A 22,918-nucleotide genomic window follows, 5' to 3' on the forward strand; every position below is an offset into this window, starting at 1 on the left:
AGGCGATCAGAAGCTGGCGGCCATCGCTGCCCAGCCCCCCCTCCCAATCAGCCGCAACACCGGTGCCTCAGCGGCCGGCGGCTCCCTGCACACATGAGCCAAGTCCATTCCAACCTCCACCGTGGCGCCTGGGCCGACTGGTGGGACGGCACCGAAGACCCGACATCTGGTGGACCCTCGCGTGGTTCGACATCGTCCTGCGCTACCGCCGCTCCCTGCTCGGCCCGCTGTGGCTGACCCTGAGCATGGGCATCATGATCGGCGGCATGGGGCCGCTCTACAGCGGCCTGTTCGGCACCGAGCTCTCGCGCTTCTTCCCGCACCTGGCACTGGGCGTCATCTTCTGGGGGTTTTTCTCCAACATCGTGACGGATGCGTGCCATTCCTTCGTGAATTCGGCCCACTACCTCAAGCAGGGCTACTTTCCGATCACGCTGTTCGTCTGGCGCGGCCTGTCGCGCAACATCATCCAGTTCGGTCACCAGATCGTGCTTTATGTGCCGGTCGCGCTGTGGGCCGGCATCTCGCTGTCCTGGCATGCGCTGCTGTTCGTGCCGGCCTTCCTGCTCCTGATCATCAATGCGCACGCCGTCGGGCTGGTGCTCGGGCTGGTGTGCACGCGTTTTCGCGACGTGACGCAGATCGTCACGAGCATGATGCAGATGCTGATGTTCCTCACCCCGGTCTTCTGGCTGCCCGAGAACCTGCCGGGACGTGCCCGCTACGTGCTCTGGAACCCGCTGGCGCAGATGCTCGACCTGCTGCGCACGCCGCTGATGGGTGGCATACCGGACCTGCACCACTGGCTGGCAATCGCGGGCTGGACCGTCGTCAGCGTGGTCTGCGCCAGTCTGCTGTTCATCAAGTACCGCCGCCGCGTCGTCTACTGGCTCTGACCCATGGCTCTGATTTCCCTCAAGAACGTTTCGGTCAACTTCCCCATCTACGGGGCCGGCGCGAGTTCGCTGCGCAAGACCCTGGCTGCCTCCGTGACGGGCGGGCGGCTCGGCAAGGAGACGGGCGTGACCGTCGTGCAGGCGCTCAGCGACATCAGCATCGAGCTCAACAGTGGCGACCGGCTGGGCCTGATCGGCCACAACGGCGCCGGCAAGTCGACGCTCCTGCGTACGCTGGCCGGCGTCTACGAGCCCTCCTCGGGCGAGTTCACGCGGCAAGGCACCGTCGCCAGCCTGATCGACCCGGTGCTGGGCATCGAAGTCGATGCCAGCGGCCTGGAGAACATCATGCTGCGCGGCCTGGTCATGGGCATGAGCCGCAAGCGGGTGGAACAGCTCACGCAGGACATCTGCGAATTCAGCGGCCTGGGCGAGTACGTGAACATGCCCGTGCGCACCTACTCCACCGGCATGCTGATGCGCCTGGCTTTCTCGATCTCGACCAGCATCGAGGCCGACATCCTGCTCATGGACGAATGGCTGTCGGTCGGTGACGCCGAGTTCACCGAAAAGGCCGAGCGGCGCATGCGCGAAGTGGTGGCCAAGTCCGGCATCCTGGTGCTGGCGTCGCACTCCCCCGACCTGATTTCCAAGGAGTGCAACCGCGTGATCCGCCTGGAGCACGGGCGGATCGTGGAGTGCTAGCAGTCAGGCCTCCCGCCTCTCGCGGCTGAAGGAATGGTGGCCCGGTGCGAAGGGCCGAGCTCGAACTACGGCGTCACGCCGTGGCTCGGGTGGCAGCCTCCGCCAGCCACTGCGATACGACCTCCTCTGGGTACCCGCGGTGAAAATGGGTGGTCCACGGATAGGCATTACGGCCAGTGCCATCGCGCAGCTTGATCTTCTCGGTCTTGCACAGGAACTTCGCGGGCGAACCACCGACAACCGTGTGCGGTTCGACATCCCTTCCGACGCAGCTGAGTGCCGCAATCAACGAGTGTTCGCCAACCTTGACGCCTGGCAACACCACCGACATGGTCGCGATGGCGGCATAGTCACCGATCTCGCAGCCAATGCAGGTCTCGCTCGGCGGGTGAGGATCATTGGTCAGGACGACATACGGGAAGATCCATACGAAGCTTCCGACCTTCGATGCGTGCCCGATGTGAACGTTGCTGTGGGTTCGTACATAGTCGCCAATTTCGCAATGGCCTTGTATGTCGCCCAATGTCCCGATCTGGAAATTCTTCCCAGCTTTTGTCAATTCGCGAACGGTAACGCGGTGGCCGGTCACCAATTTTTCCCCGAAGGTGGAGCCAGCGTAAAAAACGCTGTGCGAGCGAATCAAGGAGTCCTGGCCAATCGTGAGCAGCTCTCCGTTCGCCAACTTGGAGGGATGCGCGATTTCACAGTGGCTCTCGATGACAGTCCTGTCGCCGATGATTGCCTCGCGATGGACGATCGAGAATGCTCCGATGGAAACGCCCTCTCCTAGCTGTGCGCCCTTTTCGATGTGCGCGGTGGGATGAATCATCTGCTTCTCCTGATTTCTTTAGGTTCACGAAGTTTACCGTGGTGCCCCAGACCGGCCTTCCCGCCAGAGCGCGAAGTCACGCGGACCGGACGCCAAATTGATCCAAGTAGATATTTATGTAGAGCCGGATAAAAATGCGAGCTTTCGAACAATCGATTCCCGGGATTTTTATATCTTCAACTCAAACATCAATGAATCTCACATGCCGGGCCGGCACTCCTCTTACGAGAGAAAAAGGTTCGACATCCCTCTTCACCACTGCACCTGCCGCTATCATGGCATGCCGTCCTATGGTGATACCAGGCGTCAAGACGGCTCCCGCACCGATCGACGCACCCTCGCAAACCGTGGTTCGCAAAAAGGACTCAGGATAGACCTTGGACCGAGGAAACATGTCGTTGGTGAACAAGGCTCCCGGGCCCACGAAAACATCGGATTCGAGCGTAATTCCATCCCATAGATAGACACCGCATTTCAATGTGACGTTGTCGCCGACCACCGCTCCGCCCTCTATGAAACAATGCGCCGAGATATTGCAATTCTTTCCTATGCGAGCTCCCGCCGCCACGACATTGAATTGCCAGATCTTCGTTCCCGCTCCGATTTCGGTTGCCTGAACATCCGCCAGAGGGTGAATGAATATTGAATTATCAAAATTCATCTAATCAAGAAGTTTAAAAGCCGAACAATTGCTCGCCTTTACCGGAACACACAGCACCATAAAATGAACCGACTCAACGCCTTGGCATTAAAAATCCTGTCCAAGACCAGGATTGTCGACGACGAGTATTATAAGAATAAATATCGTGACGTGGCAAGATCCGGCCTCGACACGAACTATCATTATTTCCACTACGGATTTTCCGAGGGAAGGCATCCCAACCTCGGGATGGAAAAGTTTTCAATTTGGCATTTCGAAAAAACCACCAGTTTTCTGATCAGGTTTTTTCTCGACGAAAAATTCTACCTGAAATACTACCCGGATGTCGCCGGCAAAGGGCTTTCTCCCGCTGAACACTACGCCAGCATTGGGCGCAAGGAAAACAGGAAGATCAACGAGGCTTCGGCAACGCTCGCTACATGGGTCTTTTTCTTGAAGCTGAAAATCAGGGACTTCAAGAAAATCCCACCCACCGAGACTGTCCTGGAAAGTTACAGGCGCATGCTTTTCGAAGATGCTCAAAAGGGGATTTTCACGAGTTTCGTGGCAAACGAAATCTCTCGCCAATTGAACCTGCACGAAAATCAGATTTTGCTGGGTAAGTTCAAAACGATTTCATATACGGAACTGGTCGACGCAGGCCATGAGATTCAAATCCTCGAACCGTCCTACCCAATGACATTTCGAGAGCCGGAGGTCGTCGACTCGACCGCAGAGCGGCCACCTCGAACGGTCGAAGTCCCTGAACAATGGATCGCGACGATCAAGGACGCGAAAGTCGTCGGCGGATTTCAGGTATTGTCCGGCGATCAATTTGTTATTTACGAACCGGCGGCAAATCCTCACGAGGGCTTTGTCGCGGGAATCTGGCAATACGTTGTATCGCTGAACCATAAACGCGATATTTTCCTCTGGTTTCGCCATGAGAAGACGATCACGCTTCCGGCAGCCATCTTGCTCGGTGGCCGATGCAGCCCCAATTACTATCATTGGCTGATCGAGTATCTGGGGAAGGCCTACCTGTTGTCGGGGCAACCCCAATTGGAAAAAATCCCGTTGCTCGTGGCCGACGGCATGTTCGAACAGGAATTCGAATCGCTACAGGCTCTTCTACCCGATTGGCCGATATATCGCCTCGACAACTCAACGCTGCTGAATGTCGACAATCTCTACGTGCCGTCGTCGTGTACCAATTTGGCCGACAACCTGCGCGAGCCCATGTGGAAAACCTCCGCGGTCTGCTTCAAGACACTTCAGCATATGCAGACCAGGGTTTTCTCGAAATTCGGCATCGACCCGTCCGTCAGGGGAGTGCGCAAGGTATTCCTGGCGCGTCGCAGCGGGCGCAACATCGCCAACGCTTCGGAAATCGAAGCACTCGTCGCATCGTTCGGGTACGAGGTCGTCGATACCGGGACTCTTTCCTTCGAGCAACAGGTGCGCCTGTTTTCCGAAGCGAGAACGATCATCGGCGCGATGGGCGCGGCCTTCACCAACCTGATCTTCTGCAAGCCGGAGACGGAAGTACTCGCGCTTGCATCGCCTTATGCGCAGCTCTTCTGCTCGCAATCCAACATGGCATTGTTCGCAGGCTGTCGCTACCGAGTTCTTGCGGGGAGTCATCCGCTGTTTCGACCGGGCGACGAACTCACCATTGCAGACCCCGGCCTCTTTCAGGACAGCTACACGATAGATCCGGATCGGCTGGCCATCGAGCTCGATGAGATCGAGCGGCGAACGGCCGCTTGAGCTTATCTGCGCGAAAGACCGCTCCAAATCTGGATCTTCTGCTGCTCGTGAGGAAACACCGCATCCCCACAGTGCTCGAAATTCGCTGAAAACCCCTTCAGCGCGACGGGGAGCGGCGGTAGGCTCGCGTCGGCGTTCAGCCGGATGGCAAGCACGGCGTTGCCGACAATGGCTTCGTTCGACGAGAGCACCGCATCGGCCTGGGCGACGTTGTTCAGCCAGGGCGTATCGATGGGCACCGCGTTCAGCGCCAGCGCGAGGCCAGGAACGTTGTAGAGCCCCAGGAACGGCGCGCCCGGCGCAATGCGGCATTTCGCGACCGCCGCGTCGACCTGCTGCATGAACCGCACGGTTTCCGCATCCACCTTCACCCGCCCCAACGGGCCGATCGTGACGGGAAACGACTGCCGGTCCATGCGCTCGTTCAGGTTGTAGGGGATCTTGGCCTTGTAGACGAGGATCTGGGCGCTCGTCAGTGCGACGAACCCGACGAGGATGGCCATCGGCACCGCCGCATCCCTGCTCGCCGACGGCCTGGCATAGGCGGCGAGCGCCATCAAGGCGCCCCAGGAGGCCAGAGAAATGATCACCTGCCCGAAGAGCGCGTTGCCGGTTCCCATGGCCACGGTGTAGGGCAACATGGCCAGCACGGCGATGAGCCCTCTGAAGCGCACAGGCATGGCCTGCCACAGGACCGCGAGCATGAGCGCCAGGAAAACCAGTGCCCGTTGCATGTACTCGATGTACTGCGGCATTCCGTACTCGAAGTACCGAGTGGCGAGAAGCGTGTGGCCGACCGCGGCGATCACAAGTGCGATCGTCACCCGACTTGTCCTGATCAGGTACACGAGCACCGCGACGATCAGGAATACGTTCGCGCGCATCGCATCGGCTGCGTAGCCCCCGAACTCGATGGCATAGCGAGCCAGCCGCGTGAAGATGGGCTCGGACTGGACCATCCTGAAGAGCGCCATACCGCCACTGAAGGCCTGCACGGCTTCGCCTGGCGTGGTTTGCGAGAAGAGCAGCGCGGCAAGCCCGAGCGATCCGCCGGCGACCACGGTTGCCAATGCCACCGTCTTGCGACCGCCCGACCGGTCCAGCCACAGCACGGCGACTGCCACGAGCACGAAGGTGGCCACGCCCGACGATGGCTTGCAGACGAACTCCACCGCAAGCGCGACGCCGGCCACGCCGAAAAGCGCGGTGCGCGAGACCGTCGATGTCTTGCCGCCAGCCAGCAACACCAGTCCCAGAGCCAGATAGGCACCCGCGGAAGCCAGCAGGTTGTAGCTCGGCGACACGTTGATGGTGATCGCATACAGCAGCGCGCAAACGACCGCGCCGCCGATCACGGCCACACGCCCCGACATCGGCGGCCGGCCAGGCGTGGCAAGCCCGCGCGCCGCAGCCAGCGCGCCCATGCCGAGCACCGCCGCGCTGCCCGCCAGCAGCACGAGGCCGGCCATCCGGAACGATGCAAGGCTGCCGGTGAGCTGCCAGATCGGCGCCGTCGCCCATTGCTGGGCGCTGATATAGAACCGGGTCTCGGCGGGATGGATCGCGAGCAGGAGGTAGTAGGCCTCGTCCGTGATCTCGAAGCCGCGGTTGCGCGACCAGACCGCATAGACGATCACCGCGCATGCGGCGACCAGCACGAACGCGGCGACCGCCGCTTCCAGCGCGCGCCACGGGGCTGTTGCACTGCCACCCGCCTCGTCGACGGGCGTGCCCTCGTCCACGGATCTCATGGCGTCGAGGGCTGCTCGACCCGCAACGACCAGAGCTTCGCGGAAAGAAAATTGAACAGCACGACGAACGGGATCAGCAGCAGTTGCCCATAGAACGGCGCGATGTGCGTGTTCGAGGTGAGCAGATGCAGCAACAGCACGTTCAGCGCCACCGAGACCAGGCCCGCGCCGATGTACTTGGCCAGCCGTGAGCCGAAGGTGATCTTCTCGCTCGGCTTGAAGACCCAGTAGTAGTTGAGCGTGTAGGTGAGCAGCATCCCGATCAGCGAGACCAGCACCAACGCGATCAGGTGGTTGATGCGCAGCACGACCACGGCCAGATAGAAAAGCACCAGCGTGAAAAAAAAGTTCACCCCCCCGACGACGGTGAACTTGGAGAACTGCGCGGCGAGGGACTTGAGACGAATCACGCGCCGGATTTCAGAAGCGGTCCCTGACGATATAGTTCGGCCGCTTGCGCACTTCCTCGTTGATACGCCACACGTATTCACCGACCACGCCCAGCATCACCATGATGAGTCCGCCGATCAGCAGGACGGCGATCATGAGCGGCGCCCAGCCGTCGAAGGGCGTCTCCCCCCGTGCCCATGCAACTACGATGCTGATGCTGTAGAGCACACCCAGACTGGAAGTCAGCAACCCCACCAGGGAGATGAAACGGATGGGCAGATAGGACGCATCCAGCATCGCATCGAGGAAATTCTTCAGCTTCTTGCCGAAGTTGTACTGCGACTTGCCGATGGTGCGCTTCTGCCTCTCGTAGGGGATCAGGCTGGTCCGGTAGCCGGTCCACAACAGGTCGCCCTGGAAGAACCGGTGACGCACGTCGATGGCGTTGAATTCGTCCATGACCTTGCGGTCCATCAGCACGAAGTCGAAGCCGCCCGACGGCATCTGCGGAATGGCCATGCGCAGCATGCCGTAGGCCAGGCTCGAGTACGTCTTGGCCAGCCAGGTGTCCGCACGGTCCGTGCGGTGGCAGATGACGATCTCCGATCCCGCGATCCACTTGTCGACCATCTCGGGGATCAGGTCCACCGGGTCTTGCAGGTCCGCCGAGATATTGATGACGGCGTCGCCTGTCGCCTCCTTGAAGCCCGCCAGCATCGCGGCCATCTGGCCGAAGTTGCGCGTGAAGGTCAGGCCCTTCACGTTGGGATCGATCGCGCGCAAGCTGCGGATCTCCTCCAGCGAGCCATCGGTCGAACCGTCGTCGATGAAGACCACCTCGTACTCGTGCGCCTTGAGTCGGTCCGCGAAGACGCCCGCGATCTTCTCGTGCGTCTTGGAGATCGCGCCCTCGTTCTGATAGACGGCGACGACAAAGGAAATCTTCATTTTCCGGGCCCGCGTTCGCACATGAGAAAGATGCTGGAGCACAGGTCCGGATAGACCTGTCCGAGCTGGTAGCAGCCTTCCAGGTACTCCTTGGAAATGATGTCGGTCTTCAACAGGCGGTCCCACTGGAAGTTCGCCAGCGCCTTGAAGAAGATCCCGCTGCGGTGCACCACCCGCAGCCCCGCCGCCACCGCATCGCGCTCCAGCGTGTCCAGCGAGTAGGTGCACCGGTGCCCGTGCTGCGCCTCGGCCGGCGTGACCGCGGCGTTGTGCGTGATCAGGCCCATCTTCACCGCGATCTGCCGCGAGGGCGCATTCGCGTTCGGGCACACCAGGAAGAAGCGCCCGTCGTCGCTCAGCCACTCCTCGTTGATCCGCTTGAGCACCTTGACCGGATCGTCCAGGTGTTCGAGCACATGGGTGAGCACGATGTTGTCGTAGCGGTGCGGCAGCGTCGCATCCTCGAAGCGCGAATGGATGAACTGCGCCTTGTCGCCCAGCCGCCTCCTGGCTTCGCCCAGCGCCACCTCGGAGGCCTCGACGCAGGTCACGTCGTCGAACCGTTCCACCAGGCGCCGCGTGAAGTCGCCCTTGAAGCTGCCCAGCTCCAGCACCTTTCCCGGCCGGATGAAGGGCTCGAACGACCTCAGCATGTACGGATGCATGACGTCGAAGTCAAAACCATACGCGTACTGGTGGTCCGCCGCGTCCGAGATCTCTTGGTCGTAGTTGCGTTCTGTGCTCATTCCTTGTCCCCACCCGTCGCCGGGCGCTCCATGCTGATCATTTCTCCCACCTGCGATACCGGGACGAAGCCCATGCGGGTGTACAGGCGGACCGCCGCCTCGCTGCGCGGATCGACCTCGAGCCTGTAGCGCCTGGCATGAGGAATGTCCATCCGATCGAAGCAACCCTGCAGCAGGCGCCGGGCCAGACCCGCGCCGCGGCAGGAAGGCGCCACACTGACGTTGGTCACGAAGACCTCGAGTTGCGGATTGTCATACACCGCGACCAGTCCCACGAGCCCCGATGTCGCCTCCCAGGCCTCGAAACGCGTCGCCCTGCGCGCGATCTTCTCGGCGTAGGCGGCGATGTCCACGCGCCCGGCGAGCGGCGGCGTGAAGCTCTCGCTGCACTCCCGCAGGTGCCCGGCGATCTGGTCGGCCGAGGCCCGGTCGACCGCCAACTCGAAGCGCTCTGGCTGCATCGTTTTCCGTATCACTCGAGCACGGCAAGCCCGAAGCCGTGGCGTCCGAACTCGTTGCCGTTGTAGAGCAGGTAGACCTTGTCCCGGAAGGCAAAGGCATGCGGGTAGCACTGCATGTCCGAATCCCAGTCCGCCTCGGGGATGTCAAGCCGCGGGTTGTCGTCGTCGCGCGTCCAGTTGGAGAGGTCGTCCGACCAGGCGTGGCCGATGCGGTAGCCGCGGCCCTTGGTCGTGCGGAAATCGAACGACTGGCGAAAGCAGAAGAACATGTGGAAGCGGCTGCCGATCCTGACGACCGTGGGCAGCGCCTGGCTCTCGTCCGGCCCGAGGCTGTCGGAGACGATCTGCCGTGCCTCCTCCTTGCTCCAGTGGATCCGGTCGGTCGAGGTCGCGTGGCCGATCTTGTAGGTACGGTCGGGCGCCGCGCCATCGGCGTACTGCTTCCAGCCGGTGCCGAAGATGTACCACATATGAAACACGCCATCGACCGGCAGCACGAAGGCATCGCCCACCAGGCAGGGCTCGTGCAACGATGCGCCCATGACCGGCCCATGGCCCAGCTTGGTGAAGGTGAGGCCGTCGTCATGGCTCTCGGCCAGGCCAACCGCGGTATCGACCGACACCGACACGCGCCGGTTCCAGCCGCAGGTGAAGGCCGAGATCTTTCCGTCGTGGCGCACCACGTTGATCGGGAAGATGCCGTGCTCATCGAAGCAGCCCAGTTCGCCCAACGGGATGACCGGCTTGTCGGCCACGCGGATCACGGTCCGCATGTCGGCGGCGACGTCGACGAAGGCGATGTGGCTCAGGAACTTGCCGTTCTTCGGATCGACGGCGCGCGTCGAAAAGTAGATCCGCACGAAGTCGTCGAAGACCAGCGTCTGCGGCGACTGCGCGAACTGCGCGCATCCGTTGGGGAGCGCGTGCGCCGTCGGGTCGAATATCTTGCCCAGCCTCTTCCACTTCATCGCCATGTCCTTACTCCAGCTTTCCGTCGAGCACCGCGAGGCCGAAGCCCTCGCGACCGACCTGGTTGCCCAGGTAGGCCATGTGGACCTGCCCGTCCACCTCGAAGACGTGCGGATAGCTGATCATTTCCGAATCCCAGCCCTCGTCGGCGATGTCGATGCCGGCCTTGTCGTCGTCGCGCGTCCAGTGCAGCAGGTCGGTGCTGGAGGCATAGCCGATGCGATAGCCGAAGGTCTTGCCACGGTAGCCGGCGCTGTAGCGGTAGCAGAAGAACATGTGGTACTTGCCGTTCGCGAAGAACACGTCGGGACTGGCCTGCGCCTCGTCCTCCTCGATGCGGCTCTCGACGAGGTCGCGGTTCTCCTTGTGCCAGGTGACGCCGTCGTCCGACGTGGCCATGCGGATCTTGTAGACCGGCTCGGCGCGCCCGTCGACCACCTTCCATTTGCGCCCGGCGATGTACCAGAGGTACCAGCGATCGTTGAAGCGACGGATCTTCGGGCCGCTCATCACGAACGGCTCGTCGGGTGAATATCCGATCACCGGCCCGAGGCCGAGCTTGGTGAAGGTTTCCCCGTTGTCGTGACTGATCGCGCTGCCGATGGCCACGTTGAACGGCACCGATTCGCAGCGCGTCCATCCCGCGTAGTACGCGCGAACGTCCGCGCCGTCGCGCGCCACCGACACGGGATAGATGCCGAACTCGTCGAAGGCACCCAGCGGCCCCAGCGGCAGGATCGGGTCCGCGCTGATGTTCACCACCTTGAAAAGGTCGCGGCGGTCCAGGTCGAGAAAGGCCGAATAGCTCACGTACTGGCCCTTGGCATCGGCCTTGGGCCGGCATGAAAAATACACGCGCACGAAGTCGTCGAACAGCAGCGTCGCGGGCGCCTGCGCGAACTCGTTGAGCCATTCACGGCCATGTTGCGGGCCGGGTTGAAGACCTTGCCCAGTTTTTTCCACTTGAACATGTTCAGACCAATTCGAATTTCGTCAGCAACGAGTCCCTGATCTCGTCGGCCGGATTGAACATCATGACGTCGACCATCGACAGCCACGGCACGAAGGGGGCCTTGCCGAACTGCCGGTACTCGACGGGCAAGGACCGGATGAACTGCAGCACGATGCCTTCCCGCGCGAAGCGTTCGCGCGAAATAGAGCTCCAGGCCGCCGATGGTGTTGATGTAGGTGTCTGCGTGGCAGGCCGCGCAGATGGAGAGAACGCGGTCTTCGCCCTTTTGCGCATGGTCGGCCGGCACGTCGGAAGATATCTCGATGCGCGTGGAAATGCCGAGGTACTTGCAGGTCTGGACGATCGAGGCATGGAGGTAGCGAAAGAGGTTCGCCTCCTCGTTCATGACGAGCGAGCGCAGCAGCTCGATGCAAGGCTCGAAATACGGCGCCCCGCGGTAGGCGCCGATGAACTGGTTCAGCAGCTTCTGCCGGTTGAAATCGGCCGCCAGCTCGCGCTCGACGACGTCCAGCGCATCGGAGTCCTTCTTCAGCGGCAGCGAGAAGATACCGTCGGTGTCGCCCTGCAGCAGCCGGTTGCGGTTGATCCAGCCCTTCTTCGTGTACTTGATGTTGTCGTACACCACGAAGAGATCCACCGCCGCGATCAGCTGGAAATAGCCGATGTAGGGCAGAAAGTACGGCTGCATGATCCCGACCTTCATCGCGTCTCCATCCATTGCATGAATGCGCTCACAACGCCGCGATCAGGTCGACGATGCGCTCGACCTGATCGAGACCGAGGTCCGGATAGATCGGCAGGCAGAGAATGCGATCGGCCGCACGGCTCGCGTTCGGCAGCTGATCGCGGCTCGCCGTCGGAAGGCCGCGGTACATCGGGAATTCGGAGATCAGCGGATAGAAGTAGCGGCGCGGATGGACGCCGTGCTCCTTCAGGTGGGCGTAGAGCTCGTCGCGCGACAGTCGGTACTCGGGCCCCACGAGGATCGGGAAGTACGCGAAGTTCGCCACCGACTCGCCGGCGTCGGGCAGGCACACGATGCCCGGTACATCCGCGAGCAGGCGCCTGTACGCGACGTCGATGGCTCGGCGCAGATCCAGTGCGGTGTGCAGGTGCTTCAGCTGAAGCAGGCCCAGCGCGGCATTGAACTCGCTCATCTTGCCGTTGATGCCGGGCGCCACCACGGTGACCTCGCCCACGTGGCCGAAGTTCTTCAGCTGGTCGATACGGGTCTTGGTGGTTGCATCCTTGCAGACGATGGCGCCGCCCTCGAAGGTGTTGAAGACCTTCGTCGCGTGAAAGCTCAGCACGGACATGTCTCCGTGCCGCAGGATGCTGCCGCCCTCGTCCTGCACACCGAAGGCATGGGCCGCGTCGTAGATCACGCGCAGGTTGTAGGTGTCGGCGATCGTCTGGATGGCCTTGGTATCGCAGGGATGACCGTAGCAGTGCACCGGCATGATCGCCGTGGTCTGCGGCGTGATCAGCGCCTCGATGCACGCCGGATCGAGGTTCAGCGTGCGCGGATCGACGTCGGCGAAGACCGGTTTGATGCCGTTCCACAGCAGCGAGTGCGACGTGGCAACGAACGAGTACGGCGTGGTGATGACTTCGCCGGTGATGCGCATCGACTGAAGTGCGGTGACCAGCGCGATCGTGCCGTTGGTAAAGAGCGCGATGTGCTCCACGCCCAGGTACTCGCACAGCGCCTTTTCCAACTGCTGGTGGAAAGGACCGCCGTTGGTGAGGATCTTCTTGTCCCAGATCTGCTGCAGGTAGGGCAGGAACTCGTCCAGCGGCGGCAAGTAGGGCTGGGTCACGTAGACAGGGTTGGTCATGGGCATTTTTCTTTGGATATTCACGAGCCCAGCATGGCAAGCACTTTCGCGCGCACCCTGTCCGCCGGGACGACATAGTCGGAATGCTTGAAGCTGGTGCTCTCGGTGGCTTCGCCTTCCATGAACTGCGGCTCGAACCCGAGGTCCAGCATCGGGCCCAGCCAACCGCCCCAGTTGAAGCTGTTCTGCTGGCCAAGAATGAGGGTCTTCACGTCGGTGGCCGCAAAGATGAGGCTATTGAGCGCGGACCCGTTGGGCGCGACGATGAACTCGGCCTCGCCGAAGGTGCGCACCTGGCGCGCGAAGTCGTACTCCTCCAGGAAGATCGTTTCGAAGCCCAGGTCCCGCAGGCCCTCGATGATCTCGCCTTCGTTGCGCAGGATTCGCCAGGCGCTGTTCTTGCGCGACAGGAACAGCCTGCGCGTGCGCTCGGGCGCAAGCGCGTGGCTCCTGGCAACGCCCTCCTTGATGTAGCGCATGGCCTCCGCCGTCCATGACGCCTGGTCCTCGGGCGGCACGGTGTGGTCCTTGAAGAGCTCCACGGGAAAGAAGGTGGTCGTCGGCGCCAGATGAAGGCAGCCGACCTTCAGTGCGGCACCACGCTCCAGGCGATGCACGGGGTTGCGCACGAGCGTCGCAAGGAAATCGAAATGGGATGCCGGCATGTCGGCGTCGACGACGATCGGCAGCTCCTCGAAGCGAGGATGTTTTTCGAAGTGGCGCAGCTTCGGCAGGAACTCAGCGAACCAGTGCCCGTAGGCATTGCTCGCAAGGCCCGAGAGCATGATCCCTTCGACCAGGTGCGCAGGGGCTGGCAAGGGGGCGAGCAGCAGGGCATCGGAGCGCTGGGCCAACACGGTCTTGTCGTAGTCCAGGCTCACCTGGATGCCGTATTGGGGATGCGCGAGCACGTCGGACACGATGTCGTGGTCGCCGAGATAGACGAGGCTCGAGTTGCCGACGATCGTCGCGTCCCGCACCTCGGCGATGTAAGGCTCGCTTGCCAGCACGTGCTTCTCCTGCGGATCGCCGGCATAGTCCTCCGTCGGCGCGACGAGGCGGATCGAGGCCGGTTCTCCGAGACGCACATAGGGCTGGCCTTCTTCGCGCGTCCAGGCCGCCACGGAACGGATGCGCCTGAATGACGGCTTCGTCTCTCCCTTGCCATCGGCTGCGTGCGCGAGCCTTCGAGCCAGGTCGGCATCGCGCCGCCAGTAGAACAAGAACTTCAGCGTCAACAGCTCGGGAAGCCTGTCCCGCGCCGACAGCTCGTCGAAGAGCGCGGAGAGCGCGTTGCCGTCCGCGCTGTCGACCTGCGCTTTCGCCAGCGTCATCGCCGCCTCGAAAGGCTCGACGACGGAGTCGACCGGCAGCCCGCAGCAGTGCATGTAGTACACGATCGCCTCGTGGCGGTTGCCCAGCGCGCTTTCCACGTTCGCGAGGAGCAGGTTCGCGTAGTAGTCGCCCGGATTCAGCTTCCTCGCCGTGCGCAGGTGCGGCCGCGCGTCGGCCGGCCGGCCCGTCTGCGCGGCGGCGTAGCCGAGGAACAGCGAGGCCATGAAGCTCGTGTCCGGCGATGCGATCGTGGCCCGGCACAGATCGATCGCCTCGTCGAAGCGACGCTCCGCGGCCAATGCCATCCACCTGGCGTTCTCGGCGTAGATGTCGATCTCGGGCGCGGCCGGGCGGGCCTCGGTCGCCGGTTCGATCGCCGGCGGGGCCACCGGCGCGGGCGCCTCGGGCGAAGATCCGAAAAGCCTGTGTGCAGCCGCCTTCAGTCTTGTTCGAATGGTCATCGTTGAGTGTTTTCGGGCAGCACGGGACGGGATTGTTCCTGATCGATCGCCGGCGCTCGCGCCGGTCGACTCACAGGGCGTTCTGGACGAATCGGGGAAGGTTGAGTCCGAAGCTCTCGGCTTTGGCGAGGAAAGCCGGGTCTTCGGACAGCGCCACCAGATATTCGACGCCGATCATGCGCATCTCGTCCCGGGGGTGGGACAGCAGGAACAGCGCCTTGTCGAAGCGGGTCAACGGCGTGGCGGGATCGGCCACGGGCTCGAAGAGGTAGGGAAACGCGCGCCGGAATTCGGCGGCACCGCCGGTGTCCAGGACCGACTTGAAGATCGGGATCGACTCCGCGGTCGACGCGAAACTCGCGCGCGGCGAAGAGAGATTGGCCGAGTGCCTGCGGTACTTGACGACACGCGGACCGGTTTCCGCCAGGCTCAACCCCGCCGCCGCGGCGCGCAGCCAGTAGTCGTAGTCCTGCAGCTGGATCAGGCCGGGGCGGAACCATCCGACCTTCTGCACGGCCTCGCGGCGCATGAACGCGGTCGGTGCGCAGAGAAAGTTGCCTTCGAGCAGCAAGGTGCGCAGCAACGGCTGGTCGGGCCGCTCGTCGAAGAACACCGGGAACGAGGCGTCATCCAGCGGTTGGCCGGAACCGTCGATCAGCAGCGGCTTCGAGAACACGATGTCGTGCGACGTCGTCCGCATGATCTCCAGCTGGATGTCCATGCGGTCGTCGACGCACACGTCGTCGCCGCCCAGCAGCGCGATGAACGATCCGGTGGCCGCCGCGATGCCGGCATTGATCGCCGCCGACGGCCCCCGTTCTTCTGCCGCAGCAGCACGATGCGATCACCGAATTCGGCGGCGAGCCGATCGGCGCTCCCATCGGTCGAGCCATCGTCCACGACCACGATCTGCAGGTCTCGGCAGGTCTGCCGGACCGCACTGCCCACCGTTTCGACGACGAACTCCGCCTGGTTGAAGATGGGGATGACGACAGTGACCAGCGTGGAAGGCATGAAGCGAACCCGGCTCAGGCGAAGAAGCCGCGGATGTGGCCCACCACCGTATCGACCTGCTCGGGCTTCATTTGCGGCCAGATGGGAAGCGACAGGGTCTCGTTGGCGGCGGCGGTGCCCAGCGGCAGGCTGTCGGCCGGCAGACCGAGCTCGGCGTAAGCGCCCTGCATGTGCGGTGCAATGGGATAGTGAACCAGCGTCTGCACACCCGCCGCCGTGAGGTGGGCCGACAGCTCGGCGCGGCGCTGGGTGCTGACCACGTAGAGGTGGAACACGTGCGTGCTGTCCGCGGGCACGAAGGGGACGCGCAAGTCGCCCACGCCCTTCAGGCCCTCGGAATATCGCGCGGCCAAGGCTCGGCGCTTGTCGTTCCACGCATCGAGCCGCCCGATCTTCGTGCGCAACAAGGCGGCCTGCAGTTCGTCCAGGCGTGAGTTCACGCCGGCGACTTCATGGATGTACTTCTGGGTGGAGCCGTAGTTGCGCAGCATGCGCAGGTCGGCGGCCAGCTGGTCGTCGTCGGTCACCACCGCGCCCGCATCGCCCATGGCGCCCAGGTTCTTGGTGGGATAGAAGCTGAAGGCGGCCGCATTTCCCAGCGTGCCGGTCCGCTTACCGTGATGGGTCGCACCGTGCGCCTGTGCCGCATCTTCGAGAACGAAGATGCCCAGTGGGCGGGCGATCTCGTTGATCTTGTCCATCGCGGCGGGAAGGCCGTACAGATGGACCGGCATGATGGCCTTGGTCTTGCTCGTCAGCTTTTCCTTGATTCGCGCCGGGTCGATCAGGTACGTGGCCGGATCGATCTCGACCGGCACGGGCGTTGCGCCCACCATGGAGACGCCCAGCCACGAGGCGATGAAGGTCTGCGAGGGCACCAGCACCTCGTCGCCGGGTCCGATGCCGCGCGCACGCAGCGTCAACGCCAACGCGTCAAGGCCGTTGCCCACGCCAATGCAATGCTTGGCGCCGCAATAGGTGGCAAATTCCTTTTCAAAGGCGCTGACTTCCGGCCCCATGATGACGTGACCACTGGTCATGACCCTCGAAAAAGCCTCGGTGAATTCGTTCGCCAATTCGGCATGGCCGGCATGAATATCGAAAAACGGAATCATAATTTACCCTTTGCGCGCCACAGAAATAAAATCTTCGTAATTTCGGATGTAATCCGATTCCTCGTATCGCATGGAAGCAAGAACCAGACAAACGGCGCCGGAAGAAAAATTCTCCAACTCCCGCCACACCAGGGATTTCATGAAAATCCCCTGGAACGGCCGATTGCAGGTGATCGTCTTTCTTTCAAATCCGTTGTCCAGGACGACGTCGAAACTTCCGGCTACCGCAATGATCAATTGCTGCAATTCGTGGTGGGCGTGGCCGCCTCGAGACTCCCGGCGGGCACGTCGTAAAGGTAATAGACCCGCTTGACGTCGAAGGGAATGTGCCGGCCGCCTTCAATGAAGGTCAGATTGCCTCGAGGGTCGCTCAATCGCTCCAGATCAAGCAGTTCGACGGCATTGCTCAACGAATGCCGAGGGTTTATTACTTCTTTCATGGTAGGCCCTTTTGTTTTTTTATGTCATGTTCAAAGCCGCGGCAATGACCGCATCTTCATCAACATGATAGTCATCGTGCACGCTGTAAAGATCGTCTCGTGCGTAGGCCCTCGGGCCTTGCAAAATCGTCACCGTAGCACCGGAAACCCTGCCGAGCAGTTGCCAGAAATAAAGCTGGTGACTCGGATGGTCGGAGGCTAGAACGATGACGTGGACACCCGGGCGACACCAGACCAGATTGGTCATCTGCGCACCCGTGGGTCCCACGATGATTTCCGCTTCCTGGAATATTCGAATTTGCGACTCGACATCCAGTTTCTCCGCCCGAAGGACTTCGAACCCGATATCCGAGATACGCTGCTCGATGCTTTCCTGGTTCAGCAGCCTGCGGTAGTTGCCATCACGGGCCGCGAAGATCTTTCGTTTTCCGGCGGAGGTTTCGGCAGGAAAGGCGCTCCGCAAGCGATCTACGCCCTTTCGGATGCGCCCGACGTCCAGCCCGGTCTGGCGCGCCATCCAGCCGCCCTTGTACGCATCGACGACAGATGTCAAGTCCGATGGGTAATACATCCGCTTGACCCGGTACAAGGTACCTTTTTCCAATTCGATGATAGGTCGCCCTGCCACATTGGCAAGCTCGAAAAGCTTCTTGATATTTGGATGAAGGCCGTCGGTCGAGAGAAACGGGATATTCGGAGGGACACCAGCCTCCTCCGCAAGAATCATCCTAGGAATTGTTTCTGCGATGAAATGAAAATAATTGTTTTCATATTCATGCATGATATTGAGCCCAGACGCGAGCCATGCCGACTGACGCGCAGTGATTTCGATATTCAAGTGGCCAGGAACCGGAGATCGCGTTGCCTTAGAATATTTGATGGCGGCATCTTCTTTTTCGAGGAAATGCGCGTTTTCGTCATGCAACACATCTTCGCCAGGCCCGATCAGATAACGCGTTTCCCGCAATCGCGATCGAATCATCGATTTCGGCGACGAATGCATTTTTCGGATACTCGGGTGCGCCGTCGACGCCTTCGCAAAAATTTCCAGGCGCCTCGTGAAAAATACGGGCAGCACCTATTCCCGCCGATGCAAGCGAATAAACCGAACTGACCTGCAGATCCACGGAGCAGGGTCGCGACAAAAAAGAAGGCGGCAGGCCTGCCAAGAACCCAGACAGCGCCATCACGGAGTCGAAATGCGCGAGCCGCTGCGGGAGGCGCCCTTCAGTCGCGCCGAATTTCAGGTAGTGCAACAAGGGGCTCAAATTGGCGGCAGCCACGTCCGGATACTCATCCAGATACCATTGCGGATCGAATCGCTCACTGGGTGGCTCGCCCGCCCGTTCTCCGATTTCCAGGTAGTGCTGCAGCGGATTGCTCCGCGTGGCACGCAGCTCCGGATGGCGGTCCAGATACCAGCTGGTATCGAACATTCGGTTGGGATTGCCCTTCAGAAAGCCGCCGTCGAGGAAATGCTCCCAGGGGTTGCCGATCACCTCATTCGCTTGAAATCCCTTGCGGTACCAATCGGCGTCGAAAAGCTCGGACAAGGACGGCCGCTTGCGCGGAATCCGCCTGCGGATGGCCCCCTGGCGGCCGCAAGCAGAGTAGCTTTCTTTTCCTGAGTCGAAGTGCTTCTCACGACTTTGCAGCCTTCACGCTGCCGAATTCATTTGCGAATATCTCCGTACACAATCCCGCGCATGCGGCCGAGTCCGCAAGGTCGATAGGTGGTCTCATCGTTGCTTGGCTTTTTTTATTGGAAATGCCTGGTGCGCCGCCGAACCCGATTCGGCAACCCCTGGAAATCGAAAACTCCGTCTGCCGACGCCTATCCCGGCAGTTCGGCCATGGCAAAACTGGGCGCCGCCGCATCCTTGGCGGACAGCAAGGGCGCCATGCCGATCTCTGGCCATCCGATGGCCAGGGTTTCATCGTTCCATGCAATGCAACGCTCATGCGTCGGCGCGTAGTAGTCGGTGGTCTTGTAGAGAAAATCGGCGGAATCGCTCAACACCAGAAACCCGTGCGCGAGGCCCGCAGGCACCCACAGCTGCGTCTGGTTTTCTTCCGAAAGTACGCTGCCCACCCATTGGCCGAATGTCGGCGAAGAACGACGAATGTCGACAGCGACATCGAACACCGCGCCGCGCGCCACGCGCACGAGCTTGCCTTGCGGCTGTCGGACCTGGTAGTGAAGCCCGCGCAGGACGCCCTTCGCCGATCGCGAGTGATTGTCCTGAACGAACTCGACATGCTGGCCTACAGCCTCGTCGAACGCCTTTTGATTGAAGCTTTCGAAGAAGAACCCGCGCGCATCGCCGAACACCTTCGGCTCGATCAGCAAAACGTCCTTGATGGCCGTCTCGGTCACCTTCATGGTTGCGCTCCTTCGGTCAGCAGGCGACTGAGGTACTTGCCGTACCCGTTCTTCTGCAGCGGCGCTGCCAGCTTTGCCAATTGCTCGTCGTCGATGAAGCCGTGGCGCCATGAGATCTCTTCGGGACATGCGATCTTCAGCCCCTGGCGATGCTCGAGCGTTGCGATGAACTGTCCCGCCTCGAGCAGGCTTTCGTGGGTACCGGTGTCCAGCCACGCGTAGCCGCGCTGCATGATCTGCACGTTGAGCTGGCCGAGGTCGAGGTAGGCCTGGTTGACCGCGGTGATCTCTAGTTCGCCGCGCGCGCTGGGCTTGACGGCCTTGGCGATGTCGACGACCTGGTTGTCGTAGAAATAGAGACCCGTGACCGCGTAGTTGCTCTTGGGCTTGGCCGGCTTTTCCTCGATGTCGCTGGCCTTTCCCTGGGCATCGAATGCGACCACGCCATAGCGCTCCGGATCCTGCACGTGGTACGCGAAGACCGTCGCACCGGTCGCATGCGCATCGGCATTTCCAAGCAACTGTGCGAAATCGTGCCCGTAAAAGATGTTGTCGCCCAGCACGAGAGCGCTCGACGCGTTGCCCAGGAACTTCTCTCCGATGATGAAGGCCTGCGCCAACCCATCGGGACTCGGCTGCACCGCGTACTGCAGGTTGATGCCCCACTGGCTGCCGTCGCCCAGCAATTGCTGAAAGCGCGGCGTGTCCTGCGGCGTGCTGATGATGAGAATTTCTCGCATGCCACCGAGCATCAACGTGCTGAGCGGGTAATAGATCATCGGCTTGTCGTACACCGGCAGCAGTTGCTTGCTCATGGCGAGCGTTGCCGGGTGCAACCGGGTGCCGGAACCGCCGGCGAGGATGATGCCTTTGCGTTGCGTCATGGGGGTTCTGCTTTCCTGTGAATCAGAGAATTTCGCGCAGCATGCGCGCGACGCCGTTCTGCCACGGCGGAAGCACCAGGCCAAAGGCGGCCTGCAGCTTGCTCGTATCGAGGCGCGAGTTGTGCGGCCGCGTGGCCGGCGTGGGAAAGGCGCTGGTAGGCACCGCCTCGACCTGCTGCGGCCCGGCCTTGAGCTCGACGCCGGCCTGCTGCGCGAGTTCGAGCACGTAGCGCGCGTAGTCGTACCAGTTGGTCTCGCCGCCCGCGATCGCGTGATAGAGCCCGACCTTGGAAGGGTCCTGCAAGGTGGCGCGAATGGCATGGGCCGTGATGTCGGCCAGCAGCTCGGCACCGGTGGGGGGCGCCGAACTGGTCGTCGATGACGGTCAGCTTGTCGCGCTCCTTGGCCAGCCGCAGCATGGTCTTGGCGAAGTTGCCGCCGCGCGCCGCATAGACCCAGCTGGTGCGAAAGATCAGGTGCTTCGCGCAGTGCCGCGCCACCAGCTGCTCGCCCTCGAGCTTGGTGCTGCCGTAGACGCTCAGCGGCCCGGTCGCATCGTCTTCCTTCCAGGGCTTGCTGCCGCTGCCGTCGAAGACGTAGTCGGTCGAGTAGTGGACCATCAGCGCGCCGATCTCCTGCGCGGCCTGCGCCACCACGCCGGGCGAGGTGGCGTTGAGCTTGCGCGCGAACTCGGGCTCGCTCTCCGCCTTGTCGACGGCGGTGTGGGCGGCGGCATTGACGATCACGTCGGGGCGCACCTGCCGCACGGTATCGGCCAGTTGCTCGGGCCGGCTGAAGTCGGCGTGGAAATCGGTGCTGTCGAAATCGAGCGCGACCAACTCGCCCAGCGGCGCGAGGCTGCGCTGCAGTTCCCAGCCGACCTGTCCGCCCTTGCCCAGCAGCAGCAGCTTCATGCGGGGGCCTTCGCGTCGTACTGCTTCTCGACCCAGGCGCGGTAGGCGCCGCTTTGCACGTTACGCACCCAGTCGCCGTTGGCGAGGTACCACTCGACCGTCTTGCGGATGCCGGTGTCGAAGGTCTCGGCCGGCTTCCAGCCGAGCTCGCGCTCGAGCTTGCGCGCGTCGATGGCGTAACGGCGGTCGTGGCCGGGGCGGTCGGTCACGTAGGCGATCTGCTCGGCGTAGCCCTTGCCGTCGGCGCGCGGGCGCAGTTCGTCGAGCAGCGCGCAGACGGTCTTCACGATCTCGATGTTCGGCTTCTCGTTCCAGCCGCCCACGTTGTAGGTCTCGCCGAGCCGGCCGGCCTCGAGCACGCGGCGGATGGCGCTGCAGTGGTCCTTGACGTAGAGCCAGTCGCGCACCTGCATGCCGTCGCCATACACGGGCAGCGGCTTGCCGGCCAGCGCGTTGACGATCATCAGCGGGATCAGCTTCTCGGGGAAATGGAAGGGGCCGTAGTTGTTCGAGCAGTTGGTGGTGAGCACCGGCAGGCCATAGGTGTGGTGCCAGGCGCGCACGAGGTGGTCGCTGGCGGCCTTGCTGGCCGAGTACGGGCTGTTGGGCTCGTACTTGTTCTCCTCGGTGAAGGCCGGGTCGGTCTTCGAGAGCGAGCCGTAGACCTCGTCGGTCGACACGTGCAGGAAGCGGAAGGCCGCCTTCTGGTCGGCCGGCAGGGCGTTCCAGTGGCCGCGCACCGACTCGAGCAGGCGGAAGGTGCCGAGCACGTTGGTCTGCACGAAATCCTCGGGGCCGTGGATCGAGCGGTCCACGTGCGATTCGGCCGCGAAATTGACCACCGCGCGCGGCTTGTGCTCGGCCAGCAGGCGGTCGAGCAGCGCGCTGTCGCCGATGTCGCCCTGGACGAAGATGTGGCGCGGATCGTCCTTGAGCGAGGCCAGGGTCTCGAGATTGCCGGCGTAGGTGAGCTTGTCGAGGTTGACGACCGGTTCGTCGCCTTGGGCGATCCAGTCGAGGACGAAATTGGCGCCGATGAAGCCGGCGCCGCCGGTAACCAGGATCATGGGGTCCCCTGTGCTGTGTGATTGCTGAGTTGTTGGGTCGAAGCCGCGCGGGCGCGGCCGGGCGTGAATTATCCCACCCGTGCGCAAGGCCGAATCCTCCGGTTGGCGGGTGTGTGCGGCGCGCCTACAATCGCCACCCATTGCAGGAGAGCGGGCCGCATGCATCGCGCAGGCAGCCCCACCGAAGGCGCAAACTCCCATAAACGCTCAGGTCGGCTCCACGCTTCGCGCGGGGCCTGTACTGCAACCACTGAAACGCCGTCTGGAGAGCCAGCACCAACGCCCATCGCGGTCGTGCTGCGCCGAAGGAGCAAGTCCGTTGCGAGGTGCAACGGATGAAACTCTCAGGTACCGAGGACAGGGGGAGCGGCAATTGGACGGCCGTCCGG

Annotated in this window: 21 protein-coding genes, 4 pseudogenes and 1 riboswitch; of the genes and pseudogenes, 3 read left to right on the forward strand and 22 right to left on the reverse strand. The window is 62.3% G+C overall.

Going from position 1 to position 22,918, the window contains the following annotated elements:
* The first annotated feature begins 140 nt into the window (after positions 1-140).
* Positions 141-896, forward strand: coding sequence for an ABC transporter permease (locus tag ACHMXE_RS38845; protein WP_395348979.1), 756 nt, complete (start codon positions 141-143; stop codon positions 894-896).
* A 3-nt stretch (positions 897-899) separates the two neighbouring features.
* Positions 900-1,601 (forward strand): ABC transporter ATP-binding protein, encoded by a 702-nt coding sequence (locus ACHMXE_RS38850; protein ID WP_395348980.1) that lies wholly within the window; start codon positions 900-902, stop codon positions 1,599-1,601.
* Between the two features lie 73 nt (positions 1,602-1,674).
* Here ACHMXE_RS38850 and ACHMXE_RS38855 read toward each other — a convergent pair whose 3' ends face one another.
* Both ACHMXE_RS38855 and ACHMXE_RS38860 read right to left on the reverse strand, forming a co-directional pair.
* Positions 1,675-2,430, reverse strand: coding sequence for an N-acetyltransferase (locus ACHMXE_RS38855; RefSeq protein WP_395348981.1), 756 nt, complete (start codon positions 2,428-2,430; stop codon positions 1,675-1,677).
* Positions 2,431-2,611: 181 nt separating this feature from the next.
* Positions 2,612-3,091: a DapH/DapD/GlmU-related protein gene (locus tag ACHMXE_RS38860; RefSeq protein ID WP_395348982.1), complete on the reverse strand. Its 480-nt coding sequence runs from the start codon at positions 3,089-3,091 to the stop codon at positions 2,612-2,614.
* Positions 3,092-3,154: 63 nt separating this feature from the next.
* Between ACHMXE_RS38860 and ACHMXE_RS38865 the strand changes: the two genes are divergently transcribed.
* A complete protein-coding gene (locus ACHMXE_RS38865) occupies positions 3,155-4,840 on the forward strand; it encodes a glycosyltransferase family 61 protein (RefSeq protein ID WP_395348983.1) in 1,686 nt (561 codons plus the stop codon).
* Positions 4,841-4,842: 2 nt separating this feature from the next.
* Here ACHMXE_RS38865 and ACHMXE_RS38870 read toward each other — a convergent pair whose 3' ends face one another.
* From ACHMXE_RS38870 to rfbB, 20 genes and pseudogenes are all read right to left on the reverse strand, one after another.
* The gene (locus ACHMXE_RS38870; protein ID WP_395348984.1) at positions 4,843-6,591 is read right to left on the reverse strand and encodes a hypothetical protein; all 1,749 of its coding nucleotides are present in this window, start codon (positions 6,589-6,591) and stop codon (positions 4,843-4,845) included.
* On the reverse strand, positions 6,588-7,001 hold the full coding sequence (locus tag ACHMXE_RS38875) for a GtrA family protein (RefSeq protein ID WP_203204249.1): 414 nt from the start codon (positions 6,999-7,001) through the stop codon (positions 6,588-6,590). Before ACHMXE_RS38875 ends, ACHMXE_RS38870 begins: the two co-directional genes overlap by 4 nt.
* Positions 7,002-7,011: 10 nt before the next feature.
* Positions 7,012-7,929: a glycosyltransferase family 2 protein gene (locus ACHMXE_RS38880; RefSeq protein WP_203204248.1), complete on the reverse strand. Its 918-nt coding sequence runs from the start codon at positions 7,927-7,929 to the stop codon at positions 7,012-7,014.
* Positions 7,926-8,675 (reverse strand): bifunctional 2-polyprenyl-6-hydroxyphenol methylase/3-demethylubiquinol 3-O-methyltransferase UbiG, encoded by a 750-nt coding sequence (locus ACHMXE_RS38885; protein WP_203204247.1) that lies wholly within the window; start codon positions 8,673-8,675, stop codon positions 7,926-7,928. Before ACHMXE_RS38885 ends, ACHMXE_RS38880 begins: the two co-directional genes overlap by 4 nt.
* Positions 8,672-9,136: a GNAT family N-acetyltransferase gene (locus tag ACHMXE_RS38890; RefSeq protein WP_395348985.1), complete on the reverse strand. Its 465-nt coding sequence runs from the start codon at positions 9,134-9,136 to the stop codon at positions 8,672-8,674. The genes ACHMXE_RS38885 and ACHMXE_RS38890 overlap by 4 nt, the downstream gene beginning before the upstream one ends.
* Positions 9,137-9,147: 11 nt before the next feature.
* Complete coding sequence (locus tag ACHMXE_RS38895; RefSeq protein WP_395348986.1) at positions 9,148-10,104, reverse strand: hypothetical protein; 957 nt, start codon at positions 10,102-10,104, stop codon at positions 9,148-9,150.
* A 10-nt stretch (positions 10,105-10,114) separates the two neighbouring features.
* Positions 10,115-11,068, reverse strand: coding sequence for a hypothetical protein (locus ACHMXE_RS38900; RefSeq protein ID WP_395348987.1), 954 nt, complete (start codon positions 11,066-11,068; stop codon positions 10,115-10,117).
* Between the two features lie 10 nt (positions 11,069-11,078).
* Complete coding sequence (locus ACHMXE_RS38905) at positions 11,079-11,429, reverse strand: WbqC family protein (protein ID WP_395352992.1); 351 nt, start codon at positions 11,427-11,429, stop codon at positions 11,079-11,081.
* A pseudogene (locus tag ACHMXE_RS38910) lies at positions 11,311-11,796 on the reverse strand (WbqC family protein); the annotation flags it as partial. The gene ACHMXE_RS38905 and the pseudogene ACHMXE_RS38910, both read right to left, overlap by 119 nt.
* Before the next feature lie 13 nt (positions 11,797-11,809).
* On the reverse strand, positions 11,810-12,922 hold the full coding sequence (locus ACHMXE_RS38915; protein ID WP_281081074.1) for a DegT/DnrJ/EryC1/StrS family aminotransferase: 1,113 nt from the start codon (positions 12,920-12,922) through the stop codon (positions 11,810-11,812).
* 14 nt (positions 12,923-12,936) lie between these two features.
* Positions 12,937-14,712, reverse strand: a complete 1,776-nt coding sequence (locus ACHMXE_RS38920; protein ID WP_395348988.1) for a glycosyltransferase 61 family protein — start codon at positions 14,710-14,712, stop codon at positions 12,937-12,939.
* A 70-nt stretch (positions 14,713-14,782) separates the two neighbouring features.
* A pseudogene (locus ACHMXE_RS38925) lies at positions 14,783-15,726 on the reverse strand (glycosyltransferase family 2 protein).
* A 14-nt stretch (positions 15,727-15,740) separates the two neighbouring features.
* Positions 15,741-16,841 carry a DegT/DnrJ/EryC1/StrS family aminotransferase gene (locus ACHMXE_RS38930; protein ID WP_395348989.1) on the reverse strand — a complete coding sequence of 367 codons (1,101 nt, stop codon included), beginning with the start codon at positions 16,839-16,841 and terminating at the stop codon, positions 15,741-15,743.
* A 3-nt stretch (positions 16,842-16,844) separates the two neighbouring features.
* A pseudogene (locus ACHMXE_RS38935) lies at positions 16,845-17,281 on the reverse strand (sugar 3,4-ketoisomerase).
* A gap of 19 nt (positions 17,282-17,300) precedes the next feature.
* A complete protein-coding gene (locus ACHMXE_RS38940; protein ID WP_395348990.1) occupies positions 17,301-18,206 on the reverse strand; it encodes a glycosyltransferase family 61 protein in 906 nt (301 codons plus the stop codon).
* Positions 18,199-18,834 carry a hypothetical protein gene (locus ACHMXE_RS38945; protein ID WP_395348991.1) on the reverse strand — a complete coding sequence of 212 codons (636 nt, stop codon included), beginning with the start codon at positions 18,832-18,834 and terminating at the stop codon, positions 18,199-18,201. Before ACHMXE_RS38945 ends, ACHMXE_RS38940 begins: the two co-directional genes overlap by 8 nt.
* Before the next feature lie 281 nt (positions 18,835-19,115).
* Positions 19,116-19,664, reverse strand: a complete 549-nt coding sequence (gene rfbC, locus ACHMXE_RS38950; RefSeq protein WP_395348992.1) for a dTDP-4-dehydrorhamnose 3,5-epimerase — start codon at positions 19,662-19,664, stop codon at positions 19,116-19,118.
* Complete coding sequence (gene rfbA, locus ACHMXE_RS38955) at positions 19,661-20,548, reverse strand: glucose-1-phosphate thymidylyltransferase RfbA (RefSeq protein WP_395348993.1); 888 nt, start codon at positions 20,546-20,548, stop codon at positions 19,661-19,663. The genes rfbC and rfbA overlap by 4 nt, the downstream gene beginning before the upstream one ends.
* Positions 20,549-20,570: 22 nt before the next feature.
* Positions 20,571-21,462, reverse strand: a pseudogene (gene rfbD / locus ACHMXE_RS38960) (dTDP-4-dehydrorhamnose reductase).
* Entirely contained in the window at positions 21,459-22,529 is a 1,071-nt protein-coding gene (gene rfbB / locus ACHMXE_RS38965; RefSeq protein WP_203204233.1) for a dTDP-glucose 4,6-dehydratase, read from the reverse strand. The pseudogene rfbD and the gene rfbB overlap by 4 nt, the downstream one beginning before the upstream one ends.
* A 252-nt stretch (positions 22,530-22,781) precedes the next feature.
* A riboswitch (glycine riboswitch) is annotated at positions 22,782-22,900 on the forward strand.
* Positions 22,901-22,918: the final 18 nt, after the last annotated feature.

The organism is Variovorax sp. UC122_21, from assembly GCF_044056785.1.
Taxonomy (GTDB): domain Bacteria; phylum Pseudomonadota; class Gammaproteobacteria; order Burkholderiales; family Burkholderiaceae_C; genus Variovorax.